Origin of the sequence: Massilia orientalis (assembly GCF_030411975.2) — a bacterium.
Lineage (GTDB): Bacteria > Pseudomonadota > Gammaproteobacteria > Burkholderiales > Burkholderiaceae_D > Telluria > Telluria orientalis.
Window position 1 is genome coordinate 20,506 of record NZ_JASNRB020000024.1, and the last position, 12,691, is coordinate 33,196.

The 12,691-nt window shown below is 66.3% G+C and carries 11 protein-coding genes; 8 read left to right on the forward strand and 3 right to left on the reverse strand.

Translation table 11 applies throughout. The annotated features are described in order from the left end of the window. Nucleotides 1-79: 79 nt before the first annotated feature. Together prpF and QPK29_RS28040 are read left to right on the forward strand one after the other, a co-directional pair. Nucleotides 80-1,270 (forward strand): 2-methylaconitate cis-trans isomerase PrpF, encoded by a 1,191-nt coding sequence (gene prpF / locus QPK29_RS28035; protein ID WP_371771579.1) that lies wholly within the window; start codon nt 80-82, stop codon nt 1,268-1,270. A 129-nt stretch (nt 1,271-1,399) separates the two neighbouring features. Then, entirely contained in the window at nt 1,400-4,246 is a 2,847-nt protein-coding gene (locus QPK29_RS28040) for a sensor domain-containing protein (RefSeq protein ID WP_371771578.1), read from the forward strand. On the opposite strand, the gene xth is transcribed toward QPK29_RS28040, so the two are convergent. After that, nucleotides 4,243-5,007, reverse strand: coding sequence for an exodeoxyribonuclease III (xth, locus tag QPK29_RS28045; RefSeq protein ID WP_371771577.1), 765 nt, complete (start codon nt 5,005-5,007; stop codon nt 4,243-4,245). The genes QPK29_RS28040 and xth overlap by 4 nt on opposite strands. 446 nt (nt 5,008-5,453) lie before the next feature. On the opposite strand from xth, the gene QPK29_RS28050 reads away from it, so the two are divergent. From QPK29_RS28050 to QPK29_RS28060, 3 genes are all read left to right on the forward strand, one after another. Next, nucleotides 5,454-5,804 carry a hypothetical protein gene (locus tag QPK29_RS28050; protein WP_056127129.1) on the forward strand — a complete coding sequence of 117 codons (351 nt, stop codon included), beginning with the start codon at nt 5,454-5,456 and terminating at the stop codon, nt 5,802-5,804. After that, nucleotides 5,804-6,010 carry a DUF1653 domain-containing protein gene (locus QPK29_RS28055; protein WP_056127131.1) on the forward strand — a complete coding sequence of 69 codons (207 nt, stop codon included), beginning with the start codon at nt 5,804-5,806 and terminating at the stop codon, nt 6,008-6,010. The genes QPK29_RS28050 and QPK29_RS28055 overlap by 1 nt, the downstream gene beginning before the upstream one ends. A gap of 90 nt (nt 6,011-6,100) precedes the next feature. Then, on the forward strand, nt 6,101-6,571 hold the full coding sequence (locus tag QPK29_RS28060) for a hypothetical protein (RefSeq protein WP_371771576.1): 471 nt from the start codon (nt 6,101-6,103) through the stop codon (nt 6,569-6,571). 57 nt (nt 6,572-6,628) lie between these two features. Here the strand turns inward: QPK29_RS28060 and QPK29_RS28065 are convergent, their stop codons facing one another. Beyond that, complete coding sequence (locus tag QPK29_RS28065; protein ID WP_056127132.1) at nt 6,629-8,125, reverse strand: leucyl aminopeptidase; 1,497 nt, start codon at nt 8,123-8,125, stop codon at nt 6,629-6,631. A gap of 113 nt (nt 8,126-8,238) precedes the next feature. Here QPK29_RS28065 and lptF point away from each other — a divergent pair, with 113 nt between their 5' ends. The 3 genes from lptF to QPK29_RS28080 are packed head-to-tail and all read left to right on the forward strand — an operon-like array spanning nt 8,239 to nt 10,942. Next, nucleotides 8,239-9,390 (forward strand): LPS export ABC transporter permease LptF, encoded by a 1,152-nt coding sequence (gene lptF / locus QPK29_RS28070; protein ID WP_371771575.1) that lies wholly within the window; start codon nt 8,239-8,241, stop codon nt 9,388-9,390. Beyond that, nucleotides 9,387-10,571: an LPS export ABC transporter permease LptG gene (lptG, locus tag QPK29_RS28075; protein WP_056127136.1), complete on the forward strand. Its 1,185-nt coding sequence runs from the start codon at nt 9,387-9,389 to the stop codon at nt 10,569-10,571. The genes lptF and lptG overlap by 4 nt, the downstream gene beginning before the upstream one ends. Next, nucleotides 10,571-10,942: a sirohydrochlorin chelatase gene (locus QPK29_RS28080; RefSeq protein WP_056127138.1), complete on the forward strand. Its 372-nt coding sequence runs from the start codon at nt 10,571-10,573 to the stop codon at nt 10,940-10,942. Before lptG ends, QPK29_RS28080 begins: the two co-directional genes overlap by 1 nt. Before the next feature lie 3 nt (nt 10,943-10,945). Here the strand turns inward: QPK29_RS28080 and QPK29_RS28085 are convergent, their stop codons facing one another. Next, nucleotides 10,946-12,580, reverse strand: a complete 1,635-nt coding sequence (locus QPK29_RS28085; RefSeq protein ID WP_371771574.1) for a hypothetical protein — start codon at nt 12,578-12,580, stop codon at nt 10,946-10,948. Nucleotides 12,581-12,691: the final 111 nt, after the last annotated feature.

Genomic DNA, 12,691 nt, shown 5'->3' on the forward strand with positions numbered 1-12,691 from the left:
GCCCAAGTTTCACGCGCCGTCGAGACGCGTGCAAGTGGGTCCCCGCCTGCGCGGGGACGACGGGCTAGGGACAACACTCATGACTCACGTACCCCAAATCAAAATCCCCGCCGTCTACATGCGCGGCGGCACGAGCAAAGGCGTGTTCTTCCGCCTGCAAGACCTGCCGGAAGCCGCGCAAGTCCCGGGCGAGGCGCGCGACAACTTCCTGCTGCGCGTGATCGGCAGCCCCGACCCGTACGCGAAGCACATCGACGGCATGGGCGGCGCCACGTCCAGCACGAGCAAGACCGTGATCGTCGCGCCAGGCACCCGTCCCGGCCACGACGTGGACTACCTGTTCGGCCAGGTCGCCATCGACAAGCCGTTCGTCGACTGGAGCGGCAACTGCGGCAACCTGTCGGCCGCGATCGGCCCGTACGCCATCGCCAACGGCTTCATCGATCCCGCGCGCATCCCCGACAACGGGACCGTCGTCGTGCGCATCTGGCAGGTCAACATCGGCAAGACCATCGTCGCCCACGTGCCCATCGCGGACGGGCAGGTGCAGGAGACGGGTGACTTCGAGCTCGATGGCGTCACGTTCCCGGCGGCCGAGGTCCAACTGGAATTCATGGACCCGGCCGCCGAGGAAGGTGAGGGCGGCGGGGCGATGTTCCCGACCGGGAACCTGGTCGACGACCTGGAGGTGCCCGGCGTGGGCATGCTGAAGGCGACGCTGATCAACGCCGGCATCCCGACCGTCTTCGTGAACGCCGCCGACATCGGCTACACGGGCACGGAGCTGCAGGATGCGATCAACGGCGACCCGAAGGCGCTGGCGATGTTCGAGACGATCCGTGCCTACGGCGCCATGCGCATGGGCCTGATCGCGCACGTCGAGGAAGCCGCGCGCCGCCAGCACACCCCGAAGGTAGCCTTCGTCGCGCCGCCGGCGGCCTATACCGCGTCGAGCGGCAAACAGGTCGAGGCGGGCGACGTCGATCTGCTCGTGCGCGCCCTGTCGATGGGCAAGCTGCACCATGCGATGATGGGCACGGCGGCCGTCGCCATCGGCACGGCGGCCGCGATCCCGGGCACGCTGGTGAGCCTCGCCGCGGGCGGCAGGGCGCACGAGGCGGTGCGGTTCGGCCATCCGTCCGGCACCTTGCGCGTGGGCGCCGAGGCGCGCCAGGAGGACGGCGGCTGGGTCGTCACGAAGGCGGTGATGAGCCGCAGCGCGCGCGTGCTGATGGAAGGTTGGGTGCGCGTGCCGGGCGACGCCTTCTGAGACCGTTGCTGCGCCGCGTCACACGCGGAAATTCATCTTTCCCGAACGATAAATCAGGTGGGTTTTCGGCTATGATCCATCCAAAAATCGACATAGCGCCTTGTCAATAGGCGCGCTAGGGACAGAGGGATGGATCGGGGAACGAGCATAGCGGCCTTGGTGGCCGACGCATTGGCATTGATCGCCGCGCCGGCCTGCGCCTGCGACGGCGAGGGCACCATCTGGGCCGCGAACGCGGCGCTGGCCGAACTGGCCGGCGGCGACGTGGTGGGACGGCCGCTGGTGTCGCTGTTCTGCCCGCGTACGGCGGCGGCGATGGCGGTCGAGATCCGCCTGTCGCAGTCCGGCGAACGCCGCTGGGACGGTTTGATCGAACACGGCGCCACCGGCCGGCCCGTCGAGGTACGCGCGAAGCCACTGTCCCCGGAGGGCGCCACCTTCGTCTTCGGCGACGTGCTCACGTTCGGCGACGGCCAGGCCGCGCTGCGCGGGCGCCTGCTGGAACAGGCCGCGGTCGTCGAGCATGCGCCCGTCGGCATTGCCGTCACGTTGCCCGACCTGGTCAAGTCCTGCAATCCGCGCATGGCGGAGATGCTGGGCTATGCGCCGGCGGAACTCATCAACCACAGCCCGGCCCGGGTGTTCGCCTCGCGCGCCCAGTACGAGGCGTTCATCGGCGAGGCCGTCGTCGTGCTGACGGCCGGCAGCCTGTTCGAAAAGAGCGAGGTGCCGCTGCGGCGGCGCGACGGCAGCACGATCTGGTGCCGCATCCGCGCCAAGGCCGTCGACATGAGCGCACGCGAGGCGGGCACCGTGTGGATCGTGGAAGACGTCACGGAAGCGCGCCAGGCGTTCACCGAGATCCAGTCGATCATGACCAATGCCACGATCGGGATCTTCTTCACGCGCGCCCGCACCATCACGCGCTATAACCACTGTTTCGGCTCGATGTTCGGCTATTCCCCCGGCGAGGTGCTGGGCCGTTCGACGCGCGTGCTGTATGCCGACGACGCCGCGTTCGAGGCAATGGGCCGCACCGCGTACGGCGTGCTGGCGCTGGGCGGTTCGTTCAAGACCGAGACGACGATGGTGCGCCGCGACGGCACGCGGATGTGGGTGAACATGATCGGCTACGCCGTCAATCCCGAGGAACTGGGCACCGGCACGATGATCTGGATGATCGAGGACCGCACCGGCCAGAAGGCGGCCGAGGAATCGCTGCGCAACGCGCTGCTGGAAAACCAGGCGATCCTCGACAACGCCGTGCTGGGCATCGCGGTCGTCGAGAAGGGCCGGACCCTCCATTGCAACCGCAAGATGGAAGAATTGTTTGGCCACCAGGGCGGCAGCATCGAGGGACTGCCGGTGCGCGAGCTGTACCCCGACGACGCGGGCTGGATCGCCGCGCGCGAGCAGACGCGGCGCGATTTCGAGGCGGGCCGCGTGCACATGGCCGAGTACGAACTGGTGCGGCGCGACGGCAAGCGCTTCTGGGCGCGCCTGTCGGGCCGCCCGTTCGACATGGCGGACCGGGGCGGGCGCAGCGTCTGGCTGATCGACGACGTCACCGCCCAGCGCGAGGCGGCGGACGCGCTGCGCCGCGCGCGCGACGAGCTCGAAGTGCGCGTGCAGGAACGCACGGCGGAGCTGCAGGCCGAGATCGTCGAGCGGCGCCAGGCCGAGGCGCGCGTGCACCACATGGCGTACCACGACGCGCTCACGGGCCTGCCGAACCGCGCGCTGCTGTCCGACCGCCTGGACCGCGCGCTGCTGTCGGCCCGGCGCGACGGCATGAAGCTGGCCTTGCTGTTCATCGACCTGGACCGCTTCAAGACCATCAACGATTCCCTCGGCCACCTGGCGGGCGACCACCTGCTGAAGGAAGTGGCGCAGCGCCTGTGCCGCGTCGTGCGCGCCAGCGACACCGTCGCGCGCCTGGGCGGCGATGAATTCGTCGTGCTGGTGCCGGGCGTGCGCGCGGCCGAGGAGTGCGGCCTCGTGGGCGACAAGATCATCGCGGCGCTGGCGGCGCCCATCGAATTCGAAGGCCACAGCCTGCACATCTCGCCGTCGATCGGCATCTGCCTGTACCCGGACGACGGCGATGATGCGGCGGGCCTGATGCGCAAGGCCGACGCCGCGATGTATTACGCCAAGGCGGCGGGCCGCAACAATTACCAGTTCTACGCGGAGCCGATGAACGCGGCGGCCGCGCGCCATTTCGAGATGGAGACGCGCCTGCGCGGCGCGCTGCTGCGCGAGGAATTCGTGCTGTTCTACCAGCCGATCGTGGACGTGCGCGACGGCCGCGTGCACGGCCTGGAAGTGCTGCTGCGCTGGCGCCATCCGGAGCAGGGCCTCGTGGCGCCCGACGACTTCATCCCGATCCTGGAAGAGAACGGCCTGATCGTGCCGGTCGGCGAATGGGTGATCCGGCGCGCCTGCGAACAATCGATGGCCTGGCAGCGGGCCGGGCTGCCGGCGCTGCCGCTCGCGGTGAACCTGTCCGCGCGCCAGTTCATGCACCGGGGCCTGATCCAGTCGATCCGCGCCATCGTCGACGACACCGGCATCGAGCCGGGCCTGCTGGAATTCGAGATCACGGAAACGGCGCTGATGCAGCACGGCGGCCAGACGCCGGAGACGCTGGGCCAGATCTACCGCATGGGCATCCGCCTGTCGATCGACGATTTCGGCACCGGCTATTCCAGCCTGGCGTATCTGAAGCGCTTCCCGGTCCGCAAGATCAAGATCGACCGTGCCTTCGTGCGCGACCTCGAGACGAGCAGCGAGGACCAGGCCATCGTCGCGGCCATCATGGCGCTCGCGGGGAGCCTCGGCATGGCCGTCGTGGCGGAGGGTGTCGAGAACGAGGCGCAGCTGGCGCTGTTGCGCCGGCACGGGTGCCAGTATGCCCAGGGCTACCTGTTCGCGCGGCCGCTGGATGCCGCTGCCGTGCCGGCCCTGCTGGATTAAAGGAGCGTCGCGATCACCGGCGTGTGATCGGACGGCTGCTCCCACTTGCGCGGTTCGCGGTCGATGACGCACGCCTCGCAGCGCTTGGCGAGCGCCTGCGACAGCAGGATGTGGTCGATGCGCAGGCCGCGGTTGCGGCGGAACGCCATCTGGCGGTAGTCCCACCAGCTGTACTGCTTCTCGGGCTGCTCGAATAACCGGAACGCGTCGACGAGACCGAGGCCGCACAGTTCGCGCAGCTGCTCGCGTTCCAGGTCGGAGCAGTGGATCTGGCCGGCCCACAGTTCCGGATCGTGCACGTCGCGGTCTTCGGGCGCGATGTTGTAGTCGCCCAGGATCGCGAACTGTTCGTGGATCTCGAGCTCTGCGCCGACCCAGGTGCGCAGCGCGGCCAGCCAGCCCATCTTGTAGGCGTATTTGTCGGAGCCGACGGCCTGGCCGTTCGGCACGTAGGCGCAGATGAAACGCACGCCGCCGATGGTGGCGGCGATCAGGCGCTGCTGCTCGTCCTGGTAATGCGGGTTGTTGCGCACGACGTCGGCGATGGGGAGGCGCGACAGGATCGCCACGCCGTTGTACGTTTTCTGGCCGCTGAACACGACTTCGTAGCCGGCCTCGTTGATCGCGGCCACGGGGAATTTGTCGTCGGTGAGCTTGGTCTCCTGGATGCAGAGGACGTCGATGGGATTGGCGGCGAGCCACTGGAGCAGGTGCGGCAGCCGCACTTTCAGCGAGTTCACGTTCCAGGTTGCGATTTTCATGGGCTATCTTGGTACGGAGGCCGGACCGTCCGGCGCAATCCGGGCAGTATCGTGTCTTTGAATCATTCTTGCAACATAAGTTGGCCTCTGAAGCGATGACACGATTGTCATTATTTGTTTCGATTGCAACAAAGATGTCGTAAAATTATTGTCCGTGGAGTAAAAAATCGTAACGACGCTGGAAAGTTGCGCCGAACTGTGACAAGATGTAACAATCACAGCAAGAGACGGGACATTTACGTATTGTCTCCTTCTCGAAAGAAAAAAATTGCAGTAGGCCAACTTTGGTTGTACTATTGGCATATTGCTCTGGAACCAATTATTCAACAGCAATTCGTTGCATTGATCAGATGGTTGCCGTGGTCGGTCGAGCGGCCGGCTTAGGCAGGTGTGTACGATCGCGGATCCGAGAGCAGGATTTGCACACAGCTTTGTAAAGGACAACAATGCGCCAAGCATTTGAAGCATGGGCCCAACGCGATGGCCACATTGTCCGGCGTCGTGAAGACAAGCCGGAAGAGTACCTCGTGTACGAAACCCAACGCCGCTGGCTGATCTGGCAGGCCGCGCTGGCACACGGACAAAAGACTGCGGCCGAAGCGCCGCAGAAATTCGCGCCGTCCGAGAACCAGCCGCAGAAGATGCAGGCCGACGAGGCGAGCGTGCGCAATCGCGTCCTCAACGAGGTGCTGGACGCGTTCAGCGAACTGGATGACAACGCCGGCATCGAAGGCATCGTCAAGGTCATCCAGAACCTCAAGAAGAGGAATCGCGCCACGGCCGAAGAAAAGGCCTGATGCGCTACCGCCACTACAAGGGCGGTCTGTACGACGTGGTCTGCGAGGCTGTCCTCGAGGCGGACCACACGGCCGTGATCGTGTATCGCGGGCAGGACGGCAAGACCTGGGTCCGCCCGCGGGATGCATTTTTCGGACTGGTCGACGTGGACGGGAAGCGCATGCCGCGCTTCGCGCCCATCGACCCGGTGCCGGCCGCGGTTTAGCAACGCCATCCCGGCGACCCTGGGATGCGCTTCGCCTCATGTCTTTCCGATTGCCGCCGTAAACGGGTGGTAAGCATTCCCGGTGAAGACATGTCCCTGATTTTTTTTCGTACCGCCTGCATCGGCGCGCTGAGCACCGCCATGGCCGGCTGCGTGACGGCGCCTGCCGAAACCCCCACGCAACAGCTGGAAGTTCACACCATCCTCGACCACCGCGAGGTGAAGGGTGTCGGCTGCCTGTTGTCCAACGCGGCGGGGCGCTGGTTCGTCGTGACGCCCGCACGGGTCACGGTCGAGCGCAGCAGGAGTCCCCTGACGATCGACTGCGCGCGCGACGGCACGGGCAGCGCGCGCGAAGTCGCCGACGCGCATGCCACCTCGTTCTTCGACACCGACCGGCTGATCGGCAACATCATCGTCAGCGCCGGGGGCGACGGCTACGTCAATCCGTACGACGGCAACGGCGTCGCCTACCAGTCCACCCTCACCGTGCTGATGCGGCCCGCGGTGCCGCGCGCGGGGGCGGCGGAGTCGGCGGCGCCCGGCAACGTCGTGTTCTGATGCCCGGATAAAAAACGGGCGCCCGCGGGCGCCCGTCGTGCGCGGGGCGAAAAGCGCTTACACGCGGTTCAGCAGGAACGTGGTGAGCAGCGGCACCGGACGGCCCGTCGCACCCTTGGCCGCGCCCGATTTCCACGCCGTGCCGGCGATGTCCAGGTGCGCCCACGTGTAGTTGCGCGTGAAGTTCTCCAGGAAGCAGGCCGCCGTGATCGATGCGCCGCCCGGCGTGCCGATGTTGGCCAGGTCGGCGAAGTTCGACTTCAGCTGCTCGTTGTACTGTTCGCCGATCGGCAGGCGCCAGGCCGGGTCGCCCGCCTGCCTGCCGGCGTCCAGCAGTTCCTGGGCGAGGGCGTCGTGGGCGTCGTCGTGGCGCGTGAACACCCCCGACGTGTGGTGGCCCAGCGAGACGATCACGGCGCCCGTCAGGGTCGCGATGTCGACGACGGCGGCCGGCTTGAAGCGCTCGGCGTAGGTCAGGGCGTCGCACAGGATCAGGCGGCCCTCGGCGTCCGTATTCAGGATCTCGATGGTGGTGCCGTTCATCGCGGTGACGATGTCGCCCGGCTTGGTGGCGCGGCCCGACGGCATGTTCTCGCACGCGGCCACGATGCCGACGACGTTCAGCTTCAGGCCCATCTCGCCGATGGCGCGGAAGGTGCCCAGCACCGAACCGGCGCCGCACATGTCGTACTTCATCTCGTCCATGTTCGGACCCGGCTTCAGCGAGATGCCGCCCGTGTCGAACGTGATGCCCTTGCCGACGAGGACCACCGGCGCATCGTTCTTCTTGCCGCCGTTGTGCTTCAGGACGATGAACTTCGGCGGCTCTTCGCTGCCGCGCGTGACGGACAGGAAGCTGCCCATCTTGAGGGCTTCGAGCTGCTTGCGGTCCAGGACTTCGATGTCGAAGCCGTAGTCGCCCGCCAGCTTCTTCGCCGTGTTCGCGAGGTAGGTCGGGGTGCAGACGTTCGGCGACAGGTTGCCCAGTTCCTTCGTCAGGTTCATGCCGTTCGCGACGGCCTGCGCCTGCGCCAGCACGGCCTTGATCTGCGGCGTCGCGGCCGGGACGGCGATGGCCAGCTTGCGCACGCCGGTGGGTGCCGGATCCTTCTTGCTCTTTTGCGCGTCGGTGCGGAATTCCGCTTCGTTCGCGGCGATGACGATGTTCTTCAGCGCCCAGTTCAGGTCGCGGGCTTTCACATTCTCCAGCGGGAATGCGATAATGGCATCCTGCGCGCCCAGCGAAGCGAAGGTTTTCAGGGCAGCGGTCACGGCACCGGCAAAGCTTTTCTCGCTCACGGCTTCGTCGGCGCCCATGCCGACCAGCAGCACGCGGGCGGCGCTCACGCCGGCCACGCCGCGCAGCAGCAGGGTGGAGCCGGGCTTGCCGGAGATGTCACCCGACTTGACGGCGGCGCCGATCGCGCCGTTCAGATCGAGGGCTTTCGCCGCCTCCGACAGTTTCTTGTTTTCGAACACCGCGACTGCCACACAGCCCGATTTGGCTGCGGCCAGCGTGTTTTTTGTGTCGAATGCTTTTATGCTAAAGTCCATTTGATTCTCCGTTTCGAGTTTTTGACGCGCGTGCTGTCCGAGGAACCATTCCAAATGGCACCCGCTTGTGACGGTTCCCGGGGTTCCTTCCAACCAGCAATTATAACTATCGAATGATTTTCCAACGCGCCCTACAGCGTGAATTGGCCAGCGTGGCCGGCGCCACCTTCACGGTCCTGTTTACGATCTTCGTCACCTGGACCCTGATCTCCATCCTCGGCAAGGCCGCCGGCGGCAAGGTCGCCTCGGGCGACGTGCTGGCGCTGATCGGCTTTTCGGTGCTGAATTATCTGCCAACAATCATCATTCTTACCAGCTTTATCGCGGTCATCGCCACCGTGACGCGCAGCTATCGCGACTCGGAAATGGTCGTGTGGTTCGCGTCCGGCCAGTCGCTGATGCGGTGGGTGCCGCCGGTGCTCGTGTTCGGCCTGCCCATGGTGGCGATCGTCGCGGCGCTGTCGTTCGTCGCGACGCCGTGGGCCAAGATGAAGAGTGCCGAATTCGTCGAGCGTTTCGAAAAGCGCGAAGACCTCAAGCGCGTGTCGCCCGGCCAGTTCCGCGAATCGCCGTCGACCAACCGCGTGTTCTTCGTGGAAGGCAGCACGAGCGGCGCGACCGTCGTGCAGAACGTGTTCGTGAATTCCGTCGACGCCGACGGCAATTCCATCGTCGTCGCCAAGGAAGGCGTGATCGAACCGGACGGCAAGGGCGGGCAATACCTCGTGCTGAAGAACGGCCGCCGCTACCTGGGCAAGCCGGGACGCGCCGATTTCCAGTCGATGGAGTTCGAGCGCTACCGCATGCGCGTCTCCAGCCAGGCGCCCGTGATCGGCACCGAGACGCCGGCCGACGCCTTGTCCACGCCGGCGCTGCTGGCGCTGCCGGACAATCGCTACACGAACGCCGAACTGCTGTACCGGGTGTCGGCGCCGATCTCCTGCCTCGTGCTGATGCTGCTGGCGATCCCCCTCGGCTTCGTCAATCCGCGCGCCGGCAGCTCCGCCAACCTGATCCTCGCGCTGCTGATCTTTTTCACCTACAGCAACCTGTCGAAACTGTTCGAAGCCAGCGTCAAGCAGGGCAAGATGGCCTTCGGCGTGGCGTGGTGGCCGCTGCACGTGTTCGCGCTCGTGGTCGTGGCCGGGCTGTTCGCCTGGCGCCTGAACGTCAACCACCCGTGGCATCCGCTCGCCCTGCTGGGCGCCCTCAAGCGGCGCCGGCTGCTGCGCGGCGGTGCGGTGACGCAGGAGAGCGCGCAATGAAGATCCTGCAGCGCTACTTCTTCGTCAACATCGCGCAGGCCGTCGCCTTCGTGCTCGTGGCGTTCCTGGGCCTCATCGCCTTCATGGACCTGACCCAGGAACTGCCGTCGGTGGGCAAGGGCGGCTACATGATGCAGCACGCGATCCTGTACGTGCTGCTCCTGCTGCCCGGCCACGTGTACGAGGTGATGCCGGTCGCCGCGCTGATCGGCACCATCTACACGATGGCGCAGTTCGCGCAGAGTTCGGAATTCACGATCATGCGGGCGTCGTCGATGTCGACGCAGCAGGCCGGCATCATCCTGGCGAAGATCGGCGTGCTGTTCGTCGCCGTCACGTTCCTGTTCGGCGAATTGATCACGCCGCGCACGGCGCCGATCGCGGAACGCGTGCGCCTGTCCGCGAAGGGTGCGACGGTGTCGGCCGAATTCCGCTCGGGCATGTGGACCAAGGACACGATCCATGCGGGCGGCGTGAAGGGGCCCGTGACGGGGTCGCGTTTCTTCAACGCGCGCCAGATCCGCCCGGACGGCCAGCTGATCGACCTGCGCCTGTACGAGTTCGACAACAGCATGCGCATGCGCTCCCTGATCACGGCCGCCAGTGCCACGTTCAGCGGCAACGGCACCTGGCGCCTGAACGACGTCACCGAGACCCTGTTTGCGAATAGCCGCGAACTGCCCGCGCCGGGCACGCCCATTCCGGCCGGCCAGACGATCCAGAGCACGTACGGCCAGGACACGGCGTCCGTTTCCACGCGCAAGGTGGCGAACCTCGACCTCGTCTCCGAGATCACGCCGAAGATCCTGTCGGTGTCGCGCTCCGATCCGGAGCGGATGTCCGCGAACGAGCTGGCCGTGTACACGCGCCACCTCGCGGAAAACCGCCAGGAGACGGAGCGCTTCAAGATCGCATTCTGGAAGAAGCTGTTCGACCCGCTGTCGATCTTCGTGCTGATGGCGCTCGCGCTGCCGTTCGGCTACCTGCACACGCGCAGCGGCGGCGTGAGCCTGAAGATCTTCATCGGCATCATGATCGGCGTGAGCTTCCTGTTGATTAACTCGTTGTTTTCGCACGTGGGCATGTTGTCGACCTGGCCGGCCTTCGTGACGGCGGCCGCGCCCAGCCTGCTGTTCCTGCTGCTGGCGATCGGCGCCCTGCGCTGGGTGGAGAGACACTGATGGAAAAAGCACTCGTATTGTTCGCCCACGGCGCCCGTGCCGCCACCTGGGCCGCGCCGTTCCAGCGCCTGCGCGACCTGACCGCGGCGCAGCGTCCGGATTGCGCGGTGTCGCTGGCGTTCCTCGAACTGATGACGCCGAGCCTGCCGGACGAAGTGGGCGCCCAGGTGGCGCTCGGCGCGCGCGACATCACCATTGTCCCCGTGTTCCTGGGGCAGGGCGGCCACCTGCTGCGCGACCTGCCGCTGCTGCTGGAGCAGCTGCGCGCCACCCATCCGCAGGTGACGTTCCGCACCGTCCCCGCCGTCGGCGAGGACCCCGGCGTACTGGCGGCGATGGCCGCCTACTGTGCCGGGGCGGACGCCGCCTGAGTCTTACTTGTTGACCGTCACCGGGCACATCTGGACCGGTGACGGGCTCTTGCCGATCGCCGCCGGATAGCGCTTGCAGCCGGCCGGGTCGAGCGTCAAGCCATAGCGGGCCAGGTTCTGCGTGGCCGCCTTGACCACGGCCTCGTCCTTCTCGACCTGGTCGCGGGGATCGGCGGCGAGCATCGCGTAATGCGGACCGGGCCGGCTCGCGATCACGGACTGGATCCGCTCGAGGTAGGCGGGCGACTCGGGGAAGCCTGCGCCGAGCGAAATGACGCGCACCTCGCGCGGGACGAAGGTCGAGACCCAGCCCATCGGCGGATCGCCGTGCGCGGTGAAAACGAGCGTCGACTCCGGATGTTCCATCGGCGGCAGTTGCGCGCTGAAACTCTTCTCGGCCCAGCCGGCATGCCCCCACGTGATGAACGGGTAGACGTAGAGCGACGTGAACAGCAACATGCCGCCGGCCAGATACGGGCCGACGCGCGGCCCGGTCAGGCGCGGGACCAGCACCCACACCATCAGCGGTCCCAGCAGTTCGATGGGCACCAGGTAGCGGTAGATGCTGAACAGCTTCAGCCACACGAGATAGCCGACGATCCCGAAGATCAGCAGGAAGCGCGCGCGCGGCGCCAGGCGTTCCGCCGGCGCGCCGCCGCGCACCGTGTCGTACAGCCAGCGCGCGAGGAACGCGAGGGCCAGCGCGTATAGCAGCGGCACGATCGCCTGCTTGAACGGCAGTTCCGATACGCGGAAAAATTCCCGGCTGAACACGAACGGCCAGAACAGGGCTTCCAGCGCGCCGTGCGGCAAGTGGTCGGTGTCCATGACGGCGACCTGCTGCGCCAGGGGGCTCTTGAAGATGCTGTTAAATTGCGGGAACAGCGGATTGCCGAACGTCTTCCACATCCGCCACCACCACGGCCCCGCCGCGATCGCGACCCCGGCGAGCGTGCCGCAGCCGTACGTGAACGCCGCCGCGATCCCGCGTCCGAACGTGGCGGGCACCGCCAGCAGCGCGATGCACAGCGCGAGCGCATACGACGCATTGGTGAGCTTCAGCCCTGCGCCCAGTCCCATCACGACGCCCGCCAGCAGCAGCGTGGCGACGGCGCCGTCCGACAGGGCCTGCAACCGGTCCCAGCCGCGCATGACGATGCACAGCGACGCCAGGATGAACAGGGCGCTCAGGTTGTCGCCCATCGTATTGCCAACCTGCGACAGGAAGCTGGGGCCGCACATGCCCGCGAGGGCCAGCAGGATGCACAGGCGGTTGTCGGCCTTGTCCCGGGGCAGCATGAGTCGTGCGAGCGTCAGCAGCAGGATGAAGTTGAGTCCATGGACGAACCCCATCACGAACCCGACGGCCCGGCCCGGCAGCCACTGGTTCAGCAGGTAATAGGGGACGTCGATCGCCGGATTGAAATAGCTTTGCCAGTTCCCGGCCGCCATGTCGACGTGCAACCGGTCGTTGAACAAGGCATAGGGGTTGTACCAGTGGTAATTGCGCAGGTCCCAGTTTTCGTCCTGGCCCAGCCACACGGAGAGCAGGCCGAACAGGACAGGGACGAGCATCGACATGAGCACGGGCGCGCGCTCGTGCCGCAGGAATGCGGTACAGCGATTCAAAAAACGCATGTTGATCCTTCAGGTGTATCGGTAAATCGTGTGAAGTCGTGAACAGGACGGCCCGCAAAGGGCGCTGGGAAGCAGGTACGCGGGAATGCCAGACTGTTGCTCCAAAGATTA

Bases quoted from the DNA above. Each gene is read 5' to 3' on its own strand.
- lptF (WP_371771575.1), top strand. From the start codon at position 8,239: ATGATTTTCCAACGCGCCCTACAGCGTGAATTGGCCAGCGTGGCCGGC.
- QPK29_RS28040 (WP_371771578.1), top strand. From the start codon at position 1,400: ATGGATCGGGGAACGAGCATAGCGGCCTTGGTGGCCGACGCATTGGCA.
- QPK29_RS28080 (WP_056127138.1), top strand. From the start codon at position 10,571: ATGGAAAAAGCACTCGTATTGTTCGCCCACGGCGCCCGTGCCGCCACC.
- QPK29_RS28060 (WP_371771576.1), top strand. From the start codon at position 6,101: ATGTCCCTGATTTTTTTTCGTACCGCCTGCATCGGCGCGCTGAGCACC.
- QPK29_RS28065 (WP_056127132.1), bottom strand. From the start codon at position 8,125: ATGGACTTTAGCATAAAAGCATTCGACACAAAAAACACGCTGGCCGCA.
- lptG (WP_056127136.1), top strand. From the start codon at position 9,387: ATGAAGATCCTGCAGCGCTACTTCTTCGTCAACATCGCGCAGGCCGTC.
- prpF (WP_371771579.1), top strand. From the start codon at position 80: ATGACTCACGTACCCCAAATCAAAATCCCCGCCGTCTACATGCGCGGC.
- QPK29_RS28055 (WP_056127131.1), top strand. From the start codon at position 5,804: ATGCGCTACCGCCACTACAAGGGCGGTCTGTACGACGTGGTCTGCGAG.
- xth (WP_371771577.1), bottom strand. From the start codon at position 5,007: ATGAAAATCGCAACCTGGAACGTGAACTCGCTGAAAGTGCGGCTGCCG.
- QPK29_RS28050 (WP_056127129.1), top strand. From the start codon at position 5,454: ATGCGCCAAGCATTTGAAGCATGGGCCCAACGCGATGGCCACATTGTC.
- QPK29_RS28085 (WP_371771574.1), bottom strand. From the start codon at position 12,580: ATGCGTTTTTTGAATCGCTGTACCGCATTCCTGCGGCACGAGCGCGCG.